The following is a 23,410-nucleotide window of genomic DNA, read 5'->3' as shown; positions in this document are numbered from 1 at the left end:
TCAGCAATGAAAAAGAATTTAAAATATAATCTGACATGGTTAGCGATTGCTGCTGTCATCTATTTTGGTTTATTTGCTTTATATAATGGTGGTGTAATCAATCTATTTACCGATGCGATTATTGCCAATATTGGTATTAATATTATCTTAGCAGTAAGTTTGAACTTAATTATTGGTTTTTCTGGTCAGTTTTCACTAGGACATGCCGGTTTTATGGCAATTGGTGCCTATGCAACGGCAATTATGACACGTGATAACCCGACATTTGGTGGCTTTGCGACAGGGATCATTTTAGGAATGTTTTTAGCTGGTATTATCGCTTTAGCAGTAGGGATGCCAACGTTACGTTTAAAAGGTGACTATTTAGCAATTGCGACCTTAGGGATTTCTGAGATTATTCGTATTTTAATAATTAATCTGAGTGATATTACTAATGGTCCAGCAGGGATTTTTGGCTTACCTCAGTTTAGTAATTGGCAAGTTATTTTTGTGATGATGGTATTGTCTATTTTAATCGTTTCAAACTTTATTCACAGTGGCCCTGGTCGTGCAACTTTATCTGTTCGTGAAGATGAAATTGCTGCAGAATCAATGGGCGTAAATACTACGAAATATAAAGTAATCGCCTTTGTAATGGGAGCTGTCTTAGCAAGTGTAGCGGGTTCATTATTTGCAAGTTACCAACAATCTGTTTTCCCACAAGATTATGGATTTATGAAATCAATTGATGTATTAATTATCGTGGTATTTGGTGGTATTGGTAGTACAACAGGAGCTGTAGTTGCGGCGGTTGTTTTAGGTTTCTTGAATATGTATCTTCAAGATTTCGGAAATCTACGTATGATTATTTACGCACTAGCTATTATTGCGATTATGATTTTCAAACCAAGTGGTCTATTAGGTACTTGGGAATTTTCAGTGAAACGTATCTTTAACAAATTTTCTAAAAAGGAGGATGATTCAAATGCCTCTATTAACCGTTAATCAATTAACTAAAAATTTTGGTGGTCTGGCTGCAGTATCGCATGTCAACATCACGTTGGAAGACAATGAACTAGTCGGTTTGATTGGACCAAATGGTGCTGGAAAAACGACATTATTCAACCTATTAACAGGTGTTTATGAACCAAGCAGTGGGGACGTATTATTCAATATTGGTGGAAAAGAAGAGCGTTTGAATGGTGTTAAACCATATAAAATTGCAGATTTAGGCCTTTCTCGTACGTTCCAAAACATCCGTTTATTTAAAGATTTGACAGTTATGGATAATGTATTGATTGCAATGAATTCCAAAAATAAAGAGGGCTTTTTTAGCACAATTTTGCGTTTGCCAAAATTCTATCAAACCGAAGAAATGATGCGTAACAAAGTCCGTGAACTGTTAAGTATTTTTGATTTAGAAGAGAAAGAAAATACGTTAGCTAGAAACTTGCCTTATGGTCAACAACGTCGCTTAGAGATTGTCCGTGCTTTGGCAACCGAACCAAAAATTTTGTTTTTAGATGAGCCTGCAGCAGGGATGAATCCACAAGAAACAGCAGAATTAACCGCGTTGATTCGTCAAATTCAAAAAGACTTCGGTTTAACAATTGTCTTAATTGAGCACGATATGAATTTAGTTATGGATGTTTGCGAACGCATTTATGTGTTAGAATATGGTCAAATCATCGCTGAAGGAAATCCAGATGAAATTAAGAATAACCCTCGGGTAATTGAGGCGTATTTAGGAGGGGAAATATAATGTTAAAGGTTGATAATTTATCTGTCCGTTATGGTATGATCCAAGCGGTTCATAATGTTTCCTTCCAAGTAAATCAAGGTGAAATTGTTTCATTAATTGGTGCAAATGGAGCCGGTAAAACCACCATTTTGCGTACGATTTCTGGATTGATTCGTCCTTCTGAAGGTTCGATTGTATTTGAAGGACAAGCGATTGAAAAAGCAGCACCACAAAAAATCGTTGCTTCTGGTCTATCACAAGTGCCAGAAGGACGTCATGTTTTTCCTGGATTAACTGTTCAAGAAAATTTAGAAATGGGTGCATTTTTACGTAAAGACAGCAATGTAAAAGCAGATTATGAACAAGTTTTTGCTAAATTTCCTGTATTAAAAGAGCGTAAAAATCAAGATGCGGCAACTTTATCAGGTGGAGAACAACAAATGTTAGCCATGGGACGCGCATTGATGTCTAAACCGAAACTATTGTTGTTAGATGAACCATCAATGGGGTTAGCGCCGATTTTCATCCGTGAAATTTTTTCGATTATTCAAGAAATTCAACAACAAGGAACAACTGTCTTGTTGATTGAACAAAATGCAAATATGGCTTTATCGATTGCTGATCGAGGATATGTATTAGAAACAGGTAAAGTTGTTCTTGAAGGAACTGGACAGGAATTATTATCTAGTGAAGCTGTCAAGAAAGCATACTTAGGAGGGTAAAAAATGAGCGTAAGTGATTTTATGGCCACAGATTTAGTAACAGTAACACCAGACACACCGATTTTTGACGCAGTAGATTTGATGAAACACCATGATATTCATCGTTTGCCAGTATTGGAAAATGGGCAATTAGTGGGATTGATTACAGAAGGAATTATTCAAGAAGCCATGCCTTCTAAAGCAACCAGTTTAAGTGTTTATGAGGTCAATTATTTATTAAATAAAACAACTGTTCGTGATGTCATGATTAAAAATGTAGCAACGATTGCGCCGGATGCTTTACTAGAAGATGCGATTGCGCTAATGCGTACGAAAAATATCGGGGTTTTACCTGTTGTTGAAGGCTCAGATTTAAAAGGAATTATCACAAATAATGATATTTTTGATGCATTCTTAAAAATAACTGGCTACAATAATGGTGGTACACGTGTCACGATTCAAATTGCAGAAGATCAAAAAGGAATTCTTGCAAATATTGCGAAACTATTAGCTGATAATGATTTTAGTATTGCGACGATTGTGGTAAATCGTGTGAATGGTGCAACTATTATTGAAATTCAAGTGGAATCTCCAGCAGTTACAACGATTCGACAAGCACTGGAAACAGCTGGTTACACAGTTACCAATGCGGTGTTAACAAACCAATAAGAGAAAACCACTTCTCAGAATTTCCTGAGAAGTGGTTTTTTTATGAAAATAGTAAAGTCAGGAAGTTTCTACTAGGAAATAAATAAATTTATGATAGAATGGAACTCGAGGTGAAAATTGTGAAAAAAAATAAAGATATTGAAGTACGTATTGAAGAAACCAAGAAAACGATTAGTGGTTCAACCTATGATGTGACAGAATTGTATATTGGTAAGAAAAAAATTGGTGAAGTATTAGCATATGGTCCGAAAGAATTCCAAAGCTTTATGGACAATGAAGAACTTGGTGCAAGTAAGAGTTTAGATCTTGCAATTGAGTCAATTATTCGTCAATGGAACTTACATGAATAATTTCTAGAAAAAAACAAAAAAAGTTGAAAAAAAGTATTGCAAAGTTAAAAATAATATTGTATTATAACTAAGTCAGGTTGATTAAACAACCTTTTGGAGGAGTAGCGAAGTGGCTAAACGCGACGGACTGTAAATCCGTTCCTTCGGGTTCAGTGGTTCGAATCCACTCTCCTCCACCATTGGGGTATAGCCAAGCGGTAAGGCAAGGGACTTTGACTCCCTCATGCGTTGGTTCGAATCCAGCTACCCCAGTTTTAAGACACGTTTAAGACGTGTCTTTTTTTATTTGAATAAATTCTGATTTTGCGATACTCTAAAATAAAAAGGAGTGTTTATGATGAAATTACCATTTAATTTAAAAGAAAAAATAACAGAGGCTGCTGAGCATATTCATGAAATTACGAAAAAAGATGTCACAGTTAATTTGAACAAAGATGGTGTGAAAGTAACACAGCCACGTAAAACCAAACATACCATTAAATGGCGTTCTAAAAACTATTAACTAGAAAAAACTTTCAACCTTTTGTGTTGAAAGTTTTTTTATGACGAGTTTTGTTTGAATTTAGAAGGATAGTAGATATAATAAAGAGAAAAGAAGGAGAGGGTAAAAAAAATGGTAGATACATTGCCTGTATATATTCAGATACATGATGCAATTAAAGAGAAAATTGAAGCGAATTATTGGAAAATAGGAGATCGTCTTCCTTCAGAACGAGAATTATCGACACAATTTGGCGTGAGCCGTATGACATTGCGTCAAGCCATTCAAACTTTAGCTGATGAAGGAATTCTTGAAAGAAAAATTGGCTCAGGGACGTATGTGGCACGTCGAAAAGTCCAAGAAAAAATGACTGGTACAACAAGTTTTACAGATATTATGCTTTCGCAAGGACGCGTACCGTCTAGTCGAGCGGTTTCTTATTTTTTTACGTCACCAAGTTCAAGTGAAATGGAAAAACTACAATTAAGCAAAGATGATATTATTTTAAGAATGGAACGTGTGCGTTTAGCCGATGACATCCCCATTTGTTTTGAAGTAGCCAGTGTTCCTGAAAAACTAATTCGTGATTATAGTAAATCAGAAATTACCTCGTCTCTTTATCGAACACTAGAAGAGAAAGGCCAAAAAAAGATTGGTGGCGCGAATCAAACAATTTCAGCAATGATTGCATCAGAAAAGATTGCCGATTATTTAGATATTAAAAAAGGCGATGCTATTTTACGTATGCGCCAAGTATCCTTTTTGTCAGATGGTCAACCATTTGAATACGTACGTAGCCAATATGTGGGGAATCGTTTTGAATTCTTCTTGGAAAAATAAAAACAAGCTGGAGCATGCTTCAGCTTGTTTTATTTTTAATGAGTGTTTCTACATAGGAATAGTCGCCCTCTTCAAATGATACTTGACCACTTAGTAGATCCGTGATGGCTTCTTTAAAGTGTTCTTCTTCTTGAACCATTACACATAAAGTGATGTGTTCTAAAAATTGCGTATCCTTAATAACAAAGTGATGTTGCTCCAAATAATGTTGTAATTTACCCAATGAAGAGTAATCAATTTGGACGAATAGTTCTTTTTGGCGTTTGCCTTCAACAATACCAATGTCTTCTAGTGCATGAGAGACAGCGCTGGAATACGCACGGATCAACCCACCAGTGCCTAATTTGGTGCCACCAAAATAGCGAGTAACAACAGCGACTACATTCATCAAGTCGTTTTTCTTTAAAACTTCTAACATTGGTACGCCTGCAGTACCACTAGGTTCACCATCATCACTCGAACGCTGAATCTCATTTTTTTCTCCTAAGACAAAGGCGCTGCAATTATGATTGGCTTTCCAATGTTCTTTTTTTAAGGATTGAATGAATTCTTTGGCTTCTTCTTCTGTTTCAACTCGTTTTAAAGAACAAATAAAACGAGATTTTTTTATTTCTATTTCACTTTGTCCATCTTCTTTGATGGTTAAATAAGTATCAATCAAAATCATGCACTCCTTTTCTCTAGTATAGAAAAAAATGGATGAATTTTCAAATGGTGACTAGTCTTGCAATTTACGGATGAAAGCGTAATAATAAGTAAAAGGAGGGTGAGCGATGGCGAGAAGAAAAAAGAAATACGATGTCATTACAAAGTACTTGAAAAATAACGGTGGTTCGCAAGTGACATTAACGTTTACCCAGTTTGATGAATTATTATTTCCAGCCAATGGTTTGCCTAAAACAGCCCGCATAACGCTTGATTGGTGGACCAATGATTACAAACATCCTGAAAAAGGTGCTTATGCGTGGATTAATGCCAAGTATGAAGTTGTCTATGTAAATTTAGAAAAAGAATATGCTGTTTTTCGGCCGTTGGTGAAATCAACTTGGTTAGAGCGAAATTAAAAGGAAGCGTTGACAAAGAATAAGTTTATTTTATAATAGAAGTATGGTTTATTAATAGAAGATAATCGAATGATTAAGGGGAGATTTATTATGGCGAAAAAAACAATTATGTTAGTATGTTCAGCAGGTATGAGTACAAGTTTATTAGTAACAAAAATGCAACAAGCAGCAGAAGCGAAAGGATTAGAAACAGATATTTTTGCAGTATCAGCTTCAGATGCGGACAATCATTTAGCCAATAAAGATGTAAATGTACTATTATTAGGTCCTCAAGTTCGCTTTATGAAAGGCGATTTTGAAAAACGCTTAGCACCAAAAGGTATTCCTTTAGAAGTAATCAATATGGCTGATTATGGCATGATGAATGGTGAGAAAGTCTTGCAACAAGCGTTGGATTTGATTGGCGAATAATTCCCCCTTCATAAATAAAATAGATAAAGCGAGAAAATAGCTATTATTTTCTCGCTTTTTTGCGTATTTCTCAATGAGAGGTGAGAATATGAACGAATGGTTAGGTAGACAAGTGGCTATTCCTAAAAGTGAATTACCGACAGTCGATGATGATGCCATGGTGGTGCGTGAAGCACTCGATTTAAAGACTGGACAGTGTCAAAGATGTGGGACGTTATTTTCTAAAAAAGAACAATTGTTACCAAGTGGCAAATACTATTGTGGAGCGTGTGTCCAATTTGGTCGTTTGACTAGCGAGGAATTTCTAGTCTCAAAGCAAGAAACGACCATTCAAAAACGTGAGGTTCTTCTTACGTGGCAAGGAAAGTTAACACCACCCCAACAAGCAGTGGCTGATCATCTGTTAGAAAATCAACAGCATACCATGATTTGGGCTGTTACAGGGGCAGGCAAGACAGAGATGATTTTCCCGATTATTCAACAAGTGTTGTCGCTCGGTGGCCGTGTGGGCGTCACATCTCCTCGAATCGATGTGTGCCGCGAATTATTTCCACGTATTCATCAAGCATTCCCGAAAGAAAAAACATTATTGCTGTATGGGGCTTCAGAAGAGAAGTATCGATATAGTAAATTAACTGTTTGCACAACACATCAGTTAATTCATTTTTATCAAGCATTTGATTTATTGATTGTGGACGAAATCGATGCGTTTCCTTATGAGGGTAATCCCCAATTACGCTTTGCTGTATCTCAAGCAATTAAACCAAATGGCCGATATATTTATTTAACTGCAACACCACCGCAACAGTTAATAGCAGAAATTCAAGAAGAATTTGCCATTGAACAATTACCTATTCGTTATCATCAACGACCGTTAATTGTTCCAGAACTTCACTGGTATGAACATTGGGCAAGCTGTTACCAAAGAAAATGGCACTTGCGAAAACTGATTCGTTTATTAAATGAATTGCTAAAAGCGAATGCCGTATTGGTGTTTTGTCCTAGTATTGCATATATGAAAAAAGTCTATGCAGCTGTCAAACAGTATTTTGCTACAGGGGAAGTTGCCTGTGTCTCTTCGCAAGATGAACATCGAGAAGCTAAAGTACAAGCGATGCGTGATAAGTCGTATCGGGTGCTTTTCACTACCACGATTTTAGAAAGAGGCGTAACATTTGAGCATGTTTCAGTCATTATTATGGGAGCGAATCATCCTGTTTATACGAAATCAGCGTTGGTGCAGATTTCTGGTCGAGTAGATCGAAAAGGAGCCTTTAATCATGGGCGAGTAATCTTTTTTTTGAATCAACAAACGGTAGCTATTCGCAAAGCGTGTCAGGAAATTAAGGAAATGAACCATTTGGCAAAAAGGTGGCGAAAAGATGCGTTGTAGTTGGTGCCAAAAAGAAATTATTCGTAATCTGACTATGCAAGAAATACTGTGGCCTTTTTATCTTCAAGCTGAGCGTTGTCCAAGTTGCTCGGAATTATTATCTCCAATTACAGAGCCTTGTTGCCCGACTTGTCAAAAAATGGGACAAGCTAGTCAATGTCAAGACTGTTTGGATTGGCAAGACGTATATCCTGATTATAAATTTCAACATCATGCCTTTTTTCAATATGATGATGCCTTTCAAGCGTGGATTCACCAATATAAGTTTTTAGGCGATTATCAATTGAGAAGAACATTTATGGCAGAACTACGAAAGTTTTTAAAAAAAGAGAAATTTGATGTGATTTGTGCTATTCCACTATCTGAAGAACGTTATCTTAAACGAGGATTCAACCAAGTGGAAGCGTTCTTAACAGGGGCTAATATTAAGACCCAAAAACTATTGGTGAAAAAAATGAATACAGTCCCACAAACACAGAAAAATCGTGCAGAAAGACTGATGACACCACAACCGTTTGAAGTAATCGTCTCCAAAGAAGACGTGCAAGGAAAACGAATTTTATTAGTCGATGATGTGTACACAACAGGACGAACTTTATTTCATGCATCAGAGGTACTAAATCTTTATCAGCCAAGCGAAATAAGAACTTTATCTTTAGCTAGATAAAATATTTTCTGTTTTTGATACCGATTTCTTTTGCATTTATAGTAAAGTTCGATATAATAGAAATAAGAAGAGGAATACAGAGTGGTCCTTATTCCTCTTTAATTGGTAGATGAAAGGGGCAATTGTTATGTTTAGATATAATGTACGCGGAGAAAATATTGAAGTTACTGAGGCAATTCGCGACTATGTGGAGAAAAAAGTAGGGAAATTAGAACGCTACTTTAGTGATGCACCAGATGCAACAGCTCACGTAAACTTAAAGGTTTATACAGATAAAAAAGCGAAGGTAGAAGTCACTATCCCACTACCATATCTTGTATTACGCGCGGAAGAAACATCACCAGATTTATATGCAAGTATTGATTTGGTTGTCGATAAATTAGAGCGTCAAATCCGCAAATTCAAAACAAAAATTAACCGTAAATCTAGAGAGACAGCATTACCTGATGTACAAGCAGCAATTTTTTCAGCGACTGAGGAAGCAGAAGAAGACAATGGTTCTGAATTAGATATTGTTCGTACAAAACGTCTTTCATTAAAACCAATGGACAGTGAAGAAGCTGTATTACAAATGAATATGCTAGGTCATAACTTCTTCATCTTTGAAGACGCAGAAACAAATGGTACTAGCATTGTTTATCGTCGTAAAGATGGCAAATATGGCTTGATTGAAACAGATTAATAATTGAAATGTAGAAATCTAGGTGGAGACACCTAGATTTTTTTATGCTTTCCTTAAAATGGAAAATCCCTATAAGTGAATTAGCGGAAAAAGTAGCAATCAAAGGAAACAAGTGATAAAATGGATTGAGGACTTTCCTATGTTATCTTAGGAAGTGGAACAATGTTTAAAAGGAGAATCGTAAAAGGATGGCCAACTTTTTTAGAACACTGATTGAAAACGATAAAAAAGAAATTAAACGATTAGATCAAATGGCAAACAAGATCGAAACGTTAGCAGATCAAATGAGTGCATTATCAGATGAAGAATTACGTGCGAAAACAGATGAGTTTCGTCAACGTTATCAACAAGGAGAAACCTTAGACGAATTATTAACAGAAGCATTTGCGGTTGTCCGTGAAGCAGCAAAACGTGTCTTAGGTTTATATCCTTATCATGTACAGTTAATGGGTGGGATTGTGTTACACGACGGGAACATTCCAGAGATGCGTACAGGTGAAGGGAAAACGTTAACGGCAACAATGCCAGTATACCTAAATGCCCTAACAGGTGAAGGTGTCCACGTTGTAACCGTAAATGAGTACTTAGCAACACGTGACTCAACCGAAATGGGTGAATTATACAATTTCTTAGGGATGACAGTTGGTTTAAACATCAATGCCAAATCTTCAGAAGAAAAACGCGCAGCCTATGCGTGTGACATCACATATAGTACCAATAACGAACTAGGATTTGACTATTTACGTGACAATATGGTTGTGTATCGTCATCAAATGGTGCAACGCCCATTGAATTATGCCATTGTCGATGAAGTAGACTCTATTTTAATTGATGAAGCAAGAACGCCGTTAATTATTTCTGGACAAGCAGAAAAATCAACAGCTTTATATGTACGTGCGGATAATTTTATCAAACGATTAAAAGCCGAAGAAGATTATAAAATTGACGTGCAATCAAAAACAATTAGTTTGACAGAAACAGGGATTGAAAAAGCCGAAGAAACATTTGGTTTAGACAATTTATATGATATTGAAAATACAGCATTGACACACCATCTAGATCAAGCATTGCGTGCCAACTATATCATGATTCGAGATATTGATTATGTGGTACAAGAGAATAAAGTAATGATTGTTGACCAATTTACAGGTCGTATTATGGATGGTCGTCGTTATTCAGATGGTTTACATCAGGCAATTGAAGCCAAAGAAGGCGTAGAAATTGAAGATGAAACAAAAACACTGGCGTCAATTACTTTCCAAAACTTCTTCCGTATGTATAAAAAATTGTCTGGTATGACAGGTACTGCGAAAACAGAAGAAGAGGAATTCCGTGAAATTTACAATATTCAAGTATTCCAAATTCCAACGAATAAACCAGTAATTCGTGATGACCGTGCTGATTTATTGTACCCAACATTAAGCAGTAAGTTTAAGGCAGTTGTGCAAGATATTAAAGAGCGTCATCGCAAAGGGCAACCTGTCTTAGTCGGAACAGTTGCTGTTGAAACGTCTGAATTATTATCAAATATGTTGGATCAAGAACGCATTCCTCATGAAGTATTAAATGCGAAAAATCACTTTAAAGAAGCAGAAATTATCCTAAATGCTGGGCAAAAGGGTGCCGTTACAATCGCTACCAACATGGCTGGTCGTGGGACCGATATTAAACTGGGCCTAGGTGTTGCTGAAGTGGGTGGTCTAGCTGTAATTGGTACAGAGCGTCATGAATCACGTCGTATTGATAATCAGTTACGTGGACGTGCCGGACGACAAGGTGATCCAGGGGTTTCTCAATTTTATTTATCACTAGAAGACGATTTGATGAAACGTTTTGGTTCGGAACGAATTAAAGCATTTTTAGACCGTTTGAATATTGATGAAGAAGATTCTGTGATTCAAAGCAAAATGTTCTCACGCCAAGTAGAGTCTGCTCAAAAACGCGTGGAAGGAAACAACTACGATACCCGTAAAAATGTTTTACAATACGATGATGTAATGCGTGAACAACGTGAAGTGATTTACGGTCAACGTCAACAAGTGATTATGGAAGAATCTTCATTGTCAGATGTGTTGATGAACATGGTAAAACGTACTATTGAACGTGTGGTAGATGGTCATACAGATGTTGAAGCACATCAATTAAACCGTATCGGCATTGTCGATTTTGCAGGTAGTGTTTTAGTTCATGAAGATTCTATTTCTGTTGCTGATCTTGAAGGAAAAGATCCACAGCAAGTGAAAGATTACTTAATGCAACGTGCGCAAGAAAAATTTGATGAAAAAGTGACACAATTAAACAGTCCAGAACAACTATTAGAATTCCAAAAAGTAGTTATTCTACGTGTGGTAGATTCAAAATGGACAGATCACATTGATGCAATGGATCAATTACGTCAATCGATTGGGTTACGTGCATATGGACAAAATAATCCATTGGTTGAATATCAAACAGAAGGCTACACAATGTTTGAAAACATGATTGGTGCGATTGAATATGACGTTACTCGTCTATTTATGAAAGCAGAAATTCGTCAAAACGTACAACGTGAGCAAGTTGCTCAACCAGAAGTCCAACCAACTGAACAAGCAGATACCAATACAGCTGAAAAACGTCCTGTTCAAGTAACAAAAGTTGGACGTAATGATCCATGTCCTTGTGGTAGTGGTAAGAAATACAAAAACTGCCATGGTAAAGGGAAATAGACAAAAAATGAAATAAAGAGACAATTTATTTGTACTCTTCGGGGGGCTGGTCATATAAATTGTCCAGCCCTTTGATTGTATAATCATCAGAAAGAAGGAAACAAAATGGAAATTGCAGAAATTCGCAATCAATTAGAAGAAATGAACGCCAAAATTACAAGCTTTAGGGGGTCTCTTTGACCTCGAACAATTAGAAGAAGATATTGCAGAAGCAGAACATCGCATGGCAGAACCCGGTTTTTGGGACAATGCAGAAACTGCGCAACAAGTCATTAATGAAAATAATGCCAATAAAGAAACCTATGATCAATTTAATCATTTAGCAAATGGTGTGGAAGAATTAGAAGTATTATTAGAAATGTTGCAAGAAGAACCAGATGCAGAAATTGAAGAAGAATTAGTCACCGGAATGAAAAAATTACGTGAAGAAATGAATACGTATGAATTATCTATGTTATTAGATGGCCCTTATGATCGCAATAATGCGATTTTAGAATTACATCCTGGTGCAGGTGGTACGGAGTCACAAGACTGGGGAAGTATGTTGTTGCGCATGTACACACGTTGGGCGGAACAACATGGCTACCAAGTAGAAGTCTTGGATTATCAAGCTGGGGATGAAGCCGGAATTAAAAGTGTGACTTTAATGATTAAAGGGCATAATGTTTATGGTTACTTGAAATCAGAAAAAGGGGTTCATCGTTTAGTACGAATTTCACCGTTTGATTCAGCGAAACGTCGCCATACGTCATTTTGTTCAGTTGATGTCATGCCAGAATTAGATTCAGCTATTGAAGTAGATATTAATTCAGATGATTTAAAAATAGATACTTATCGAGCAAGCGGTGCAGGTGGGCAGCATATCAATAAAACCGAATCGGCTGTACGTATCACGCATATTCCAACAGGCACGGTTGTTGCTAGTCAAGCGCAACGTTCACAATTGAAAAACCGTGAACAAGCGATGAGCATGTTGCAAGCAAAATTGTATCAATTAGAAGTGGAAAAACAAGAACAAGAAGCTGCTGCGTTACGTGGCGAACAGCTAGAAATTGGTTGGGGATCACAAATTCGTTCGTATGTTTTCCATCCTTATTCAATGGTAAAAGATCATCGTACGAATTTTGAAACGGGAAATGTCCAAGCGGTAATGGATGGCGATTTAGACGGATTTATTGATGCGTACTTGAAATTTAAATTAAATCAAAATAACTAAAAGTCATTCAAATGAAATGAAAATGTAACTTACTGAAAGCTTTCTGCAATATAGGCATGCTATAATGAGCCAGTATGAATAAAAATGATTGGAGAGATAGCCATGATTGAAATGCAAGATGTAATGAAGAAGTACTCTAATGGTACAACAGCTATCCGTAATCTTTCGGTTTCGATTAATCAAGGTGAATTTGTTTACGTCGTAGGTCCATCCGGCGCAGGGAAATCAACCTTTATCAAATTAATGTATCGAGAAGAAAAAGCCACGAAAGGTATCTTGAGTGTGGCAGGCTATGAATTAACAAAAATTAAACGTCGTGATGTACCATTATTGCGTCGTGAAATTGGAGTAGTCTTCCAAGATTACAAATTATTACCGAAAAAAACAGTCTACGAAAATGTTGCCTATGCTATGCAAGTAATTGGTCGTAAACCACGTGAAATTAAAAAACGTGTAATGGAAGTCCTTGATCTTGTAGGTTTGAAACATAAAGTCCGCGTTTTTCCAAGTGAACTTTCTGGTGGGGAACAACAACGTGTATCGATTGCTCGTGCGATTGTGAATACGCCGAAAGTATTAATTGCTGACGAACCAACAGGAAACCTTGATCCGGAAAATTCATGGGAAATCATGAAATTACTAGAACGTATCAATGGGCAAGGAACGACAATTGTGATGGCAACACATAACAGTACAATTGTAAATACGATTCGTCATCGTGTAATTGCGATTGAAAATGGACGTATTATTCGGGACCAAGCGGAAGGAGAGTACGGCTACGATGATTAGAACTTTTTTCCGACACATTTTAGAAAGCTTGAAGAGTTTACGTCGTAATGGATGGATGACAGTTTCTTCCATTAGTGCGGTAACGATTACGCTGACGCTATTAGGTGTTTTCTTAGTTGTCATTATGAATACAGTAAAATTAGCACAAGACATGGAAGAAAACGTGGATGTTTCAGTCTTTGTTACTTACGGTACAGACGATAAGGGTAAAGAAGAATTAGAAAAACAATTAAAAGAAATTCCACATGTGAAATCAGTAAAATATTCCAGTCAAGATGAAGAATTAGATCGTATTAAAGAATCTTATGGAGATGTTTGGGGACTATTTGATCAAGATAATCCATTGTTAGATATCTTTGTCGTAAGTGCGACCGAACCTCGTTATGTAAAAGGGATTACTGAAGAAGCTGAACAGATTACGAAATATGTGCATAAAGCAAGTTATGGAGAAGATTTATCTGACCGTATCTTTGGTATTGCTCAAGGCGTACGTACATGGGGCTTAATTGGTTCAGCACTCTTATTATTGGTTGCAATGTTTTTAATTTCAAATACAATCCGTATTACGATTTTATCACGTCAACGTGAAATTCAAATTATGCGACTGGTTGGCGCAAAAAATGGGTACATTCGTTGGCCGTTCTTCTTAGAAGGTGGTTGGATTGGTTTGTTTGGAGCAGCCGTTCCAGTTGCATTGATGTATTTTGGGTATCCAAGATTCTTCAATATTATCAACCCAGTACTGTTGCGTTCAAACTATAGTTTATTAGCACCAGGGACATTTACGATTCAAATCTGTATTTTATTAGCAATCATTGGGATGGCGATTGGTTCATTAGGATCAATTATTTCAATGAGACGTTTCTTAAAAATTTAATTTTACACAACTCCGAGTATGCGATTCGTATGGTATACTTGGAGTTTTTTGATGTTAAAAAAAAGAATTACCTCATTTTTATCAATAAGTATTTTCCAAGTTTTTCAGATGATGGTAAAATAGAAATGATGGTAATGTATGATTATGAAAAAATGAGGGATTACAGATGAAAAAAAGAACATTATTGCTCCCGCTTATCGGGCTATCACTTTTAATGACAGGTTGCGCTAAATGGATTGACCGTGGCGAATCTGTGACAGCAGTCGGATCTTCTGCGCTACAACCATTAGTTGAGACAGTAGCGGAAGCTTACCAAACAGAGAATCCAGGGGAATTTATCAACGTTCAAGGTGGCGGAAGTGGGACTGGTTTAAGCCAAGTTCAATCTGGTGCAGTGGATATTGGTAACTCGGATTTATTTGCTGAAGAAAAAAAAGGAATTGATGCAGCATCGTTGGTTGACCATAAAGTTGCAGCAGTCGGAATCACACCCATTGTCAATAAAGGGGTAGGTGTGTCAGATATTTCCTTAGAAAACTTGAAAAAAATCTTTTTAGGTGAAATTACCAACTGGAAAGAAGTCGGTGGAAAAGATCAAGAAGTGGTTCTTTTAAACCGTGCAGCAGGAAGTGGCACGCGTGGTACCTTTGAAAAATGGGTACTAGATGGTGAAACAGCAAAACGCGCGCAAGAACAAGATTCTAGTGGGATGGTCCGTCAAATTATTGCCGATACGCCAGGAGCAATTAGCTATGTCGCTTTTTCTTATGTGACAGATGATGTCGCAACTCTATCAATTGATGGTGTTGAACCAACAGATGAGAATGTGACCACAAATGAATGGATTATTTGGTCTTATCAACATATGTATACAAAAGGTGAACCACAAGCATTAACCAAAGAATTTTTAGATTATATTCTTTCAGATGAGGTACAAGAAAGTGTGGTTGGTGAATTAGGCTATATTCCTGTTTCTAGAATGGAAGTTGAACGCGATTGGGAAGGTAATGTTATTCAATAACTTTACACAAAATTTACAAAGTTCGCTTAATCTTTACAAAACGTTAAACTAAAATTGACGTTGGAACGGTACACTAAGTGAGAGCGAAAATCTTAGTTTTTGAGGAGGAACCCTCGTGGAAGAAAATGTAAAAGAATTGTTAACAAAAAAATCAAAACGTGCCAAGATGGAACAAAGGGGTCGTTTTATTAGCTTTTTATGTATTGCTTTAATCGTCTTGGTAGTAGTTTCTATTTTTTATTTTGTGGCAAGTAAAGGATTGGCAACATTTTTTACAGACAAAGTAAATCTTTTTGATTTTTTATTTGGAACAAATTGGAATCCAAGTCAAGTTGGACCTGATGGACAGCCGATGGTTGGTGCATTACCAATGATTGTCGGTTCATTTGTAGTGACGTTTTTATCAGCGATTATTGCTACACCATTTGCTATTGGTGCTGCAGTATTTATGGTAGAAATTTCACCGAAACAAGGACAAAAAATCTTACAACCAGTTATTGAATTATTAGTAGGTATTCCTTCTGTTGTTTATGGTTTTATTGGTTTATCTGTTATTGTGCCATTTGTTCGTTCGATCTTTGGAGGAACAGGTTTTGGTATTTTAGCCGGAACATTTGTCTTATTTATTATGATTTTACCAACTGTAACAACCATGACAGTAGATGCCTTAAAAGCTGTACCACGTTATTATCGTGAAGCTTCGTTAGCCTTAGGTGCGACTCGTTGGCAAACTATTTATAAAGTGGTCTTGCGTGCGGCTGTTCCGGGTATTTTAACGGCGGTGGTTTTTGGTATGGCACGTGCGTTTGGTGAAGCTTTAGCTATTCAAATGGTTATCGGTAATGCAGCGTTGATACCAACAAGTTTAGTTACACCAGCTTCAACCTTAACTTCTATTTTAACAATGGGTATCGGAAATACAATTATGGGTACTGTTGAAAATAATGTGTTATGGTCACTAGCATTGATCTTATTATTAATGTCATTACTATTTAATATTATTATTCGTATCATTGGGAAGAAAGGAGCGTTGAAATAATGAACGCAAAACGCGCAGATAAAATCGCTACAGGAATTTTATACGTAATTTCAGGTATTATCGTTTTAATTCTAGCGTCATTATTAGCTTACATCCTTGTTCGTGGTGTACCCCACATTTCATGGGGATTTTTAACACAACCATCGAAAGCCTATCAAGTAGGTGGGGGGATTGGTATTCAATTATTTAACTCCTTCTACTTATTGTTTATTACGATGATTATTAGCTTCCCAATTTCGTTAGGTGCGGGTATTTATTTATCTGAATATGCGAAAAAGAACTGGGTAACAGATGTCATTCGTACTTCAATTGAAATTTTGAGTTCTTTGCCATCAGTTGTTGTTGGTTTGTTTGGTTTCTTAGTGTTTGTTATTCAGTTTGAATATGGTTTTTCAATCATTTCAGGTGCTTTGGCATTAACTTTCTTTAACTTACCTTTACTAACAAGAAATGTGGAAGAATCCTTACGTGCGGTTCATTATACGCAACGTGAAGCAGGTCTAGCATTAGGGTTATCTCGTTGGGAAACGGTGCTACGCGTTGTTGTACCAGAAGCAACTCCGGGTATTTTAACTGGGGTTATCTTGAGTTCAGGACGTATTTTTGGTGAAGCGGCAGCCTTGATTTATACAGCTGGTCAAAGTGCTCCAGCATTAGATTTCAGTAACTGGAATCCATTAAGTGTATCAAGTCCGATTAGTATTTTCCGTCAAGCGGAAACTTTAGCCGTTCATATTTGGAAAATCAATACGGAAGGTACGATGCCAGATGGTGTTGCTGTATCCGCAGGTGCCTCAGCCGTATTAATTATCGCTGTTTTAGCTTTCAACTTCGGCGCACGTGCAGTCGGCAAGAGATTGCATAAGAAAATGACGTCAGCATAAGGAGAATTACCATGAAAGAATATAATTTGGACGAACGTAATATTATTACGATGGAAGATAAAGAAGTGATTGTGCATACGAACGATTTACACGTTTTTTATGGCAATAACGAAGCAATTAAAGGCGTTGACTTAGAATTTGAAAAAAATAAAATCACTGCTTTAATCGGTCCTTCAGGTTGTGGAAAATCAACGTATTTACGTTCTTTGAACCGTATGAATGACGGTATTGCAAATACAAGAGTGACGGGCGAAATCATGTACAAAGGCGTGAATGTGAATTCTTCAAATGTCGATGTTTATGAAATGAGAAAGCGAATTGGCATGGTGTTCCAACGTCCGAATCCATTTAGTAAGTCAATTTATGAAAACATTACGTTTGCATTGAAGCGTCATGGCGAAAAAGATAAACATAAATTAGACGAAATTGTAGAAACTAGCTTAAAACAAGCCGCTCTTTGGGATCAAGTTAAAGACTCCTTGCATAAGAGTGCACATGCACTATCTGGTGGACAACAACAACGTTTGTGTATTGCGCGTGCAATTGCAATGAAACCAGATATTTTATTATTGGATGAACCGGCTAGTGCGTTGGATCCAATTTCAACAGGTAAAGTAGAAGAAACTTTAATCAATTTAAAAGAAGAATATTCAATTGTTATCGTAACCCACAATATGCAACAAGCGGCGCGTATCAGTGACTATACAGCCTTCTTCTATTTAGGGAATGTTATTGAATATGATGTGACATCAAAAATCTTTACACGTCCGAAAATTCAAGCAACAGAAGACTATGTATCAGGACACTTTGGTTAATGGGAAACGGAGGTAAAACAATGGGACAAGAAATTATTTCATCAAAAGATTTGCATTTATATTATGGTGAAAAAGAAGCGTTAAAAGGAATTGATATGACGATTAACCAGGGAGAAATCACAGCAATGATTGGCCCTTCTGGTTGTGGAAAGTCAACCTATTTACGTTGTTTAAACCGTATGAATGATTTAATTCCAAATGTAACCATCACTGGTAGTGTGGTTTACAAAGGAAAAGATATTTATAGCCCTAAAACAGATACAGTAAATTTACGCAAAGAAATCGGTATGGTTTTCCAACAACCCAATCCGTTTCCATTTTCAATCTATGAAAACATTATTTATGGCTTGAAATTAAAAGGCGAAACCAATAAACAAGTCTTTGACCAAGTTGTTGAAGAAAGTTTAAAAGCGGCATCTGTTTGGGATGATGTCAAAGATAAATTGCATACAAGTGCGTTAGCGTTATCTGGCGGTCAACAACAACGGGTATGTATTGCACGTGTATTGGCAGTCAATCCAGAAATCATCTTATTGGATGAACCAACAAGTGCGTTAGACCCAATTTCTTCAGGAAAAATTGAAAATACCTTATTAGAATTAAAAGAGAAATATACAATGATTATGGTGACACATAATATGTCCCAAGCGTCTCGTATTTCTGATAAAACAGCCTTCTTCTTGAACGGCGATTTGATTGAATTTAATGATACGAAGAAAATTTTCTTAAACCCAAGCAAAAAAGAGACAGAAGATTATATTTCTGGTAGATTTGGATAATAAAATTTGTTTTAATGAAATAAATCATGAAAACTTAAAGGGGAGAAAATCAAATGTTGCGTACACAATTTGAAGAAGATTTATTAAACTTGCATAACCAATTTTATGAAATGGGTATGATGGTAAGTAAAGCAATCCATAAATCAGTTCGTTCATATGTGAAACATGACAAAGCTTTAGCAAAAGAAGTCATTGAACAAGATGAACACATTAATGATCTTGAAATTTTACTAGAGAAAAAAAGTTTTGAAATGATCGCTTTACAACAACCTGTAACGACTGACTTGCGTAAAATTATTACAGTCATGAAAGCTAGTTCTGACTTAGAGCGTATGGGTGATCATGCCGTATCTATTGCAAAATCAACAATTCGCGTGAAGGGGCAAGAACGTATTGCTGAAGTAGAAAAAGATATTTCAGATATGTCGGATTACGTAAAAAAAATGGTGGATAACATTTTAGTTGCGTATGTGAAAACAAACCAAGAAGATGCGAAAATGATTGCAAAAATGGATCAACGTGTGAATGAATACTATGAAAAAATTTATTATGAAACAATTGCGGCAATGAAAGCTAATCCTGAAACAGTTGTCAGTGGAACTGATTATATTAATGTAGCACAATACTTAGAACGTATTGGTGACTATGTGACGAATATTTGTGAATGGATTGTTTACTTGGCAACAGGTAAAATTAGCGAATTAAGTTCAAATCGTGATGAATCATTATAGTAAGTAAAAAACAAGGCAGATTCGCCTTGTTTTTTTTATTGTTCTTAAGATTGAGTGAAAGTTGGTACTTAAGACCTATGCATTTTAGTTTAAAAGAAGGCATAATATGTATGTAAGGAAAACTTGCATATAATAAATTTGCTTAAGGAGGCAATTTCCATGAACGAAAGAGAACGAATTTTGGATTTAGTAAAAAAAGGTGTGCTTTCTACGGAAGAAGCCTTGGATTTGCTAGAAGGAATTGCAAAGGCGAAAGACGAATCACAAATTCAACGAGCTGCCGATGAAGTCACAGCAGAAAAACAAGAAGACAGAAGCCAATTGATTGACGATATAGAAGATTTTGATTTAGAAAAAGATTTATCTAATGGAGAAGACGAGTTCCGTCAAAAAGAAGCAGAAGACAAAGCGCGTCTGGAACAAATTTTAGATGAATTAGCAACTGAAGCGAATGAAGCATCTGTTGAATTAGATGAAGTCAATGCTGAAATCCAAGGTGTAAACGCAGAATTAAAAGAAGTACGTGAACGCTTAATGGAATTAAATACAAAAGAAGAATTAGGCGAGTTAAATGAAGCGGATTTAACCACACGCCAAGAACTTGAAGCAGAAGTAAAAACGTTAGAAGAATCATTAGATGCTTTGAGAGATGAACGTGCAGGTTTAGAAGATCAACTAAAAAATATTCGCCGTGATCAATGGAATCACAAAAAAGAAAAAATTAGCCAAAAAATGGATATTCCAGAAGACTGGAAAGAACAAGCAACGGATACGCTAAATCAAGTAGGTGGTAAAGTAGCAGAAGCAAGCACGCACTTAGGCCATTTCTTGAAAAAGACATTCCAAGCTGTTTCAGAAACAGTTGGTGATAACGTCGAATGGAAAGATGTTAATTTACGTGTCCCAGGTGTAGCAACACAAAAATTTGAAAAAACGTTTGAGTTTCCAGAAACACAAGCAAGTATTTTAGATATTAAAGTAGCAAACGGAAATGTTCAATTTGAAGCATGGGATGAACCTGGTGTCAAAGTGGACGCAAAAATCAAACTTTACGGAAAAATGGATGCTGTCTCACCAGAAGCAGCGTTTGACGAACGTAGTCAAATCAATGTAGATGATGACCATATGTCTTTCCAAATTCCGAATAAACGTGTCCGTGCAGATTTAGTATTCTATTTACCAAAACGTACGTATGACCATGTATCGATTAAATTATTGAACGGTAATATTCTAATCAATGAATTAGATGTAAAAGATATTTACGCAAAATCAACCAATGGAAATATTGAAATTGAGCAAATCAATGCGTCAATGTTAGAAATTGAAGGTGTCAATGGCAATATCGAAGTGAGAGCTGGCGAAATTCTAGACTCCATCATTGAAACTGTCAATGGTAGTGTCACAATGAGTGCGACACCACAAAACATTGGTATTTCTTTAGTCAATGGTGACGTTCGTTTAACTTTAAAAGAAGACACATTGCGTCGTTTAAATGCTAATTCAGTGAATGGAAATGTGAAAGTTGCTTTCCCAGAAACATTAGGTTTAGAAGGTACTGCGAAAACAAGTTTGGGTTCAATCAATAGTCGTTTATCTGAATACGAAATTGTTCGTCAAAAGAAAGAACGCATGAACCAATTATTGCAATTCCGTCGTGTGACTGAAAACGTCGCACAAATTGATCTTTCAACCACAACTGGTAATGTTTATTTGAAAGATACTGATAAATAAGGGTAAAATAAAGAGAGGCAGAAGATGCTTCCTAGCATCTTCTCTGCCTAGTGAGAAATGAAGGATGGTGAAAATCATGAGAAAAAAATTAACAAAATCAAGAGATAATGTCGTCTTAACAGGTACTTTAGCTGGTTTGGCAGAATACATGAATATCGATCCGACAATCGTTCGTATTATCTATGTATTTATAGCATTAATGGGATTTGGCGCACCAGTATTACTTTATATCGGTATGGCAATTTTAATTCCATCTGATAACTCTGAACGTCCAAAACGTTATGGTAATGATAATAAGTATTATACAAATAACAATTATCGTGGCAAAGGAACATCTAACCGTCCTCGCAAAGAAGCTGAAAAAGTCGATGAAGAGGACTGGAGTGATTTCTAGTGACCTATTTCCAACGACTCATCATTAATATGTTGACGTTTATCTCCTTGTCGGTATTGTTACCACAAATGGTTCATGTACAAAGTATTATGATGGCATTATTGGCAAGTTTTGTGCTTTCAATTTTGAACGCTCTGATTAAACCAATTCTCACAATTATTTCTTTCCCCTTAACGTTGTTGACACTTGGTTTTTTCAGTTTTGTCATTAATGCTTTGATGTTGCAATTTACTTCAAGTTTTGTTGGTGCACACAACTTTGGTTTTTCATCATTTGGTGCAGCATTACTGGTTGCAATTATCATGTCAATCGTCAATATGATTGTAACAGAACATCATATGGAAAAATATCGTACATCGTAATCCCTTAGATTTTGACGAATCTAAGGGATTTTTTTGTTTGAAACATGCACAAAAATATTGATTTTTTTGAGAAAATTTTTACTTTGGTAGTAACTTTGCTTGTAGAATGATAAAATAAAACGGAACCAAGGTTTAGAAAAGAGGGAAAAGCATGACAGAAACCATAAAAGTAAAAGAATTAGCTACGGCTTTAAATTTAGAAATAGTTACTGGTGAAGAAGAAGCATTAGATCGTGATATTTGTACAGCGGATGTTTCTCGTCCAGGTTTAGAATTAACCGGTTATTTTAATTATTATTCACATGATCGATTACAATTATTTGGTAGTAAAGAAGTGACATTTGCACGTCGTATGATGCCAGAAGAACGTTTGATGGTTGTGCGTCGTTTATGTGCAGAAGATACCCCAGCTTTGATTATTTCACGTGGATTGGATGTTCCGGATGAAATGGTTCAAGCGTGTAATGAGAAACAAATTCCTATTTTACGTTCAACCATTTCAACATCTCGCCTTTTAGGTCAAATTACGAGCTATTTGGATGGTCGTTTGGCTACGCGTACGAATGTGCATGGTGTATTAGTGGATGTTTATGGCTTAGGGGTTTTAATTCAGGGAGATAGTGGCATTGGTAAGAGTGAAACAGCCTTAGAATTAATCAAACGTGGGCATCGTTTGATTGCGGATGACCGAGTAGATATTTACAAGCAAGATGATTTAACGTTAATCGGTGAACCACCAAAAATTTTAGAACATTTAATTGAAATTCGTGGAATTGGTATTATTGATGTGATGAACTTATTTGGTGCCAGTGCAGTACGTGGTTCGATGCAAGTCCAATTAGCGGTTTATTTAGAAGCTTGGGCCAAAGATAAAAAATATGATCGCTTAGGCTCGTCTGATGAAGTCGTGGAATTGGGTGAAGTAGCGATTCCTCAAATTAAAATTCCTGTCAAAACAGGTCGAAACGTCGCAATTATCATTGAAGTTGCTGCAATGAACTTCCGTGCGAAGACAATGGGCTATGATGCAACACAAGCTTTTGAAGACCGTTTAAGTCAATTAATTGAAGAGAATTCAGCTCTTTAGGA

Annotated in this window: 27 protein-coding genes and 2 tRNA genes; 28 read left to right on the top strand and 1 reads right to left on the bottom strand. The window is 36.3% G+C overall.

The features are described 5' to 3' along the window. Positions 1-6: 6 nt before the first annotated feature. The 9 genes from PYW32_RS09215 (at position 7) to PYW32_RS09175 (ending at position 4,761) form a co-directional block, all read left to right on the top strand. Complete coding sequence (locus tag PYW32_RS09215; RefSeq protein ID WP_016174590.1) at positions 7-984, top strand: branched-chain amino acid ABC transporter permease; 978 nt, start codon at positions 7-9, stop codon at positions 982-984. Further along, positions 965-1,741: an ABC transporter ATP-binding protein gene (locus tag PYW32_RS09210; protein ID WP_016174591.1), complete on the top strand. Its 777-nt coding sequence runs from the start codon at positions 965-967 to the stop codon at positions 1,739-1,741. Before PYW32_RS09215 ends, PYW32_RS09210 begins: the two co-directional genes overlap by 20 nt. Next, the gene (locus tag PYW32_RS09205) at positions 1,741-2,442 is read left to right on the top strand and encodes an ABC transporter ATP-binding protein (RefSeq protein ID WP_016174592.1); all 702 of its coding nucleotides are present in this window, start codon (positions 1,741-1,743) and stop codon (positions 2,440-2,442) included. The genes PYW32_RS09210 and PYW32_RS09205 overlap by 1 nt, the downstream gene beginning before the upstream one ends. 3 nt (positions 2,443-2,445) lie before the next feature. After that, the gene (locus PYW32_RS09200) at positions 2,446-3,090 is read left to right on the top strand and encodes a CBS domain-containing protein (protein WP_016174593.1); all 645 of its coding nucleotides are present in this window, start codon (positions 2,446-2,448) and stop codon (positions 3,088-3,090) included. A 116-nt stretch (positions 3,091-3,206) separates the two neighbouring features. After that, a complete protein-coding gene (locus tag PYW32_RS09195) occupies positions 3,207-3,440 on the top strand; it encodes a DUF2969 domain-containing protein (RefSeq protein ID WP_035010280.1) in 234 nt (77 codons plus the stop codon). Positions 3,441-3,535: 95 nt separating this feature from the next. After that, positions 3,536-3,619 (top strand) — tRNA-Tyr (locus PYW32_RS09190). Between the two features lies 1 nt (position 3,620). Continuing rightward, positions 3,621-3,692: transfer RNA gene (locus PYW32_RS09185), tRNA-Gln, on the top strand. Between the two features lie 82 nt (positions 3,693-3,774). Then, positions 3,775-3,942, top strand: a complete 168-nt coding sequence (locus tag PYW32_RS09180) for a hypothetical protein (RefSeq protein ID WP_016174595.1) — start codon at positions 3,775-3,777, stop codon at positions 3,940-3,942. Between the two features lie 111 nt (positions 3,943-4,053). Continuing rightward, the gene (locus PYW32_RS09175; RefSeq protein WP_016174596.1) at positions 4,054-4,761 is read left to right on the top strand and encodes a GntR family transcriptional regulator; all 708 of its coding nucleotides are present in this window, start codon (positions 4,054-4,056) and stop codon (positions 4,759-4,761) included. Positions 4,762-4,780: 19 nt separating this feature from the next. Here PYW32_RS09175 and PYW32_RS09170 read toward each other — a convergent pair whose 3' ends face one another. After that, a complete protein-coding gene (locus PYW32_RS09170) occupies positions 4,781-5,422 on the bottom strand; it encodes a YigZ family protein (protein WP_016174597.1) in 642 nt (213 codons plus the stop codon). A gap of 112 nt (positions 5,423-5,534) precedes the next feature. On the opposite strand from PYW32_RS09170, the gene PYW32_RS09165 reads away from it, so the two are divergent. The 19 genes from PYW32_RS09165 to hprK all read left to right on the top strand — a co-directional run bounded on the left by PYW32_RS09165 (position 5,535) and on the right by hprK (position 23,408). Then, on the top strand, positions 5,535-5,825 hold the full coding sequence (locus PYW32_RS09165; protein ID WP_016174598.1) for a DUF7662 domain-containing protein: 291 nt from the start codon (positions 5,535-5,537) through the stop codon (positions 5,823-5,825). A 90-nt stretch (positions 5,826-5,915) separates the two neighbouring features. Next, on the top strand, positions 5,916-6,236 hold the full coding sequence (locus PYW32_RS09160; RefSeq protein ID WP_016174599.1) for a PTS sugar transporter subunit IIB: 321 nt from the start codon (positions 5,916-5,918) through the stop codon (positions 6,234-6,236). An 88-nt stretch (positions 6,237-6,324) separates the two neighbouring features. After that, complete coding sequence (locus tag PYW32_RS09155; RefSeq protein WP_016174600.1) at positions 6,325-7,629, top strand: ATP-dependent helicase ComFA; 1,305 nt, start codon at positions 6,325-6,327, stop codon at positions 7,627-7,629. Further along, positions 7,619-8,296 (top strand): ComF family protein, encoded by a 678-nt coding sequence (locus PYW32_RS09150; RefSeq protein ID WP_016174601.1) that lies wholly within the window; start codon positions 7,619-7,621, stop codon positions 8,294-8,296. Before PYW32_RS09155 ends, PYW32_RS09150 begins: the two co-directional genes overlap by 11 nt. Before the next feature lie 127 nt (positions 8,297-8,423). Next, positions 8,424-8,978, top strand: a complete 555-nt coding sequence (hpf, locus tag PYW32_RS09145; protein WP_016174602.1) for a ribosome hibernation-promoting factor, HPF/YfiA family — start codon at positions 8,424-8,426, stop codon at positions 8,976-8,978. A 188-nt stretch (positions 8,979-9,166) separates the two neighbouring features. Continuing rightward, a complete protein-coding gene (gene secA / locus PYW32_RS09140) occupies positions 9,167-11,683 on the top strand; it encodes a preprotein translocase subunit SecA (protein WP_016174603.1) in 2,517 nt (838 codons plus the stop codon). 105 nt (positions 11,684-11,788) lie between these two features. Further along, positions 11,789-12,899, top strand: a protein-coding gene (gene prfB, locus PYW32_RS09135; protein ID WP_169627239.1) for a peptide chain release factor 2 whose coding sequence is annotated in 2 segments (ribosomal slippage) — positions 11,789-11,860 and positions 11,862-12,899 — 1,110 coding nt in all. Because the reading frame shifts where the segments join, the coding sequence is not laid out codon by codon here. Positions 12,900-13,001: 102 nt separating this feature from the next. Then, positions 13,002-13,688, top strand: a complete 687-nt coding sequence (ftsE, locus tag PYW32_RS09130) for a cell division ATP-binding protein FtsE (RefSeq protein ID WP_016174605.1) — start codon at positions 13,002-13,004, stop codon at positions 13,686-13,688. Then, entirely contained in the window at positions 13,681-14,565 is an 885-nt protein-coding gene (gene ftsX, locus PYW32_RS09125; protein ID WP_016174606.1) for a permease-like cell division protein FtsX, read from the top strand. The genes ftsE and ftsX overlap by 8 nt, the downstream gene beginning before the upstream one ends. Before the next feature lie 166 nt (positions 14,566-14,731). Continuing rightward, the gene (locus PYW32_RS09120) at positions 14,732-15,586 is read left to right on the top strand and encodes a phosphate ABC transporter substrate-binding protein PstS (protein ID WP_016174607.1); all 855 of its coding nucleotides are present in this window, start codon (positions 14,732-14,734) and stop codon (positions 15,584-15,586) included. A 166-nt stretch (positions 15,587-15,752) separates the two neighbouring features. Next, a complete protein-coding gene (gene pstC / locus PYW32_RS09115; RefSeq protein ID WP_245558569.1) occupies positions 15,753-16,625 on the top strand; it encodes a phosphate ABC transporter permease subunit PstC in 873 nt (290 codons plus the stop codon). Further along, on the top strand, positions 16,625-17,509 hold the full coding sequence (pstA, locus tag PYW32_RS09110) for a phosphate ABC transporter permease PstA (protein ID WP_016174609.1): 885 nt from the start codon (positions 16,625-16,627) through the stop codon (positions 17,507-17,509). The genes pstC and pstA overlap by 1 nt, the downstream gene beginning before the upstream one ends. Before the next feature lie 11 nt (positions 17,510-17,520). Continuing rightward, positions 17,521-18,324 carry a phosphate ABC transporter ATP-binding protein PstB gene (gene pstB, locus PYW32_RS09105; protein ID WP_016174610.1) on the top strand — a complete coding sequence of 268 codons (804 nt, stop codon included), beginning with the start codon at positions 17,521-17,523 and terminating at the stop codon, positions 18,322-18,324. A gap of 20 nt (positions 18,325-18,344) precedes the next feature. Then, positions 18,345-19,103: a phosphate ABC transporter ATP-binding protein PstB gene (gene pstB, locus PYW32_RS09100; protein ID WP_016174611.1), complete on the top strand. Its 759-nt coding sequence runs from the start codon at positions 18,345-18,347 to the stop codon at positions 19,101-19,103. Between the two features lie 53 nt (positions 19,104-19,156). Next, positions 19,157-19,834 (top strand): phosphate signaling complex protein PhoU, encoded by a 678-nt coding sequence (gene phoU, locus PYW32_RS09095; RefSeq protein ID WP_016174612.1) that lies wholly within the window; start codon positions 19,157-19,159, stop codon positions 19,832-19,834. A 159-nt stretch (positions 19,835-19,993) separates the two neighbouring features. Continuing rightward, complete coding sequence (liaX, locus tag PYW32_RS09090; RefSeq protein ID WP_016174613.1) at positions 19,994-21,565, top strand: daptomycin-sensing surface protein LiaX; 1,572 nt, start codon at positions 19,994-19,996, stop codon at positions 21,563-21,565. A 76-nt stretch (positions 21,566-21,641) separates the two neighbouring features. Continuing rightward, positions 21,642-21,959: a PspC domain-containing protein gene (locus PYW32_RS09085; RefSeq protein ID WP_016174614.1), complete on the top strand. Its 318-nt coding sequence runs from the start codon at positions 21,642-21,644 to the stop codon at positions 21,957-21,959. Then, positions 21,959-22,321, top strand: a complete 363-nt coding sequence (locus PYW32_RS09080) for a phage holin family protein (RefSeq protein WP_016174615.1) — start codon at positions 21,959-21,961, stop codon at positions 22,319-22,321. Before PYW32_RS09085 ends, PYW32_RS09080 begins: the two co-directional genes overlap by 1 nt. A gap of 151 nt (positions 22,322-22,472) precedes the next feature. Continuing rightward, the gene (hprK, locus tag PYW32_RS09075) at positions 22,473-23,408 is read left to right on the top strand and encodes an HPr(Ser) kinase/phosphatase (RefSeq protein WP_016174616.1); all 936 of its coding nucleotides are present in this window, start codon (positions 22,473-22,475) and stop codon (positions 23,406-23,408) included. Positions 23,409-23,410: the final 2 nt, after the last annotated feature.

The organism is Enterococcus saccharolyticus subsp. saccharolyticus (assembly GCF_029023825.1).
GTDB classification, from domain to species: Bacteria; Bacillota; Bacilli; order Lactobacillales; family Enterococcaceae; genus Enterococcus_F; species Enterococcus_F saccharolyticus.
This window is presented reverse-complemented; position numbering and strand designations above follow the sequence as displayed.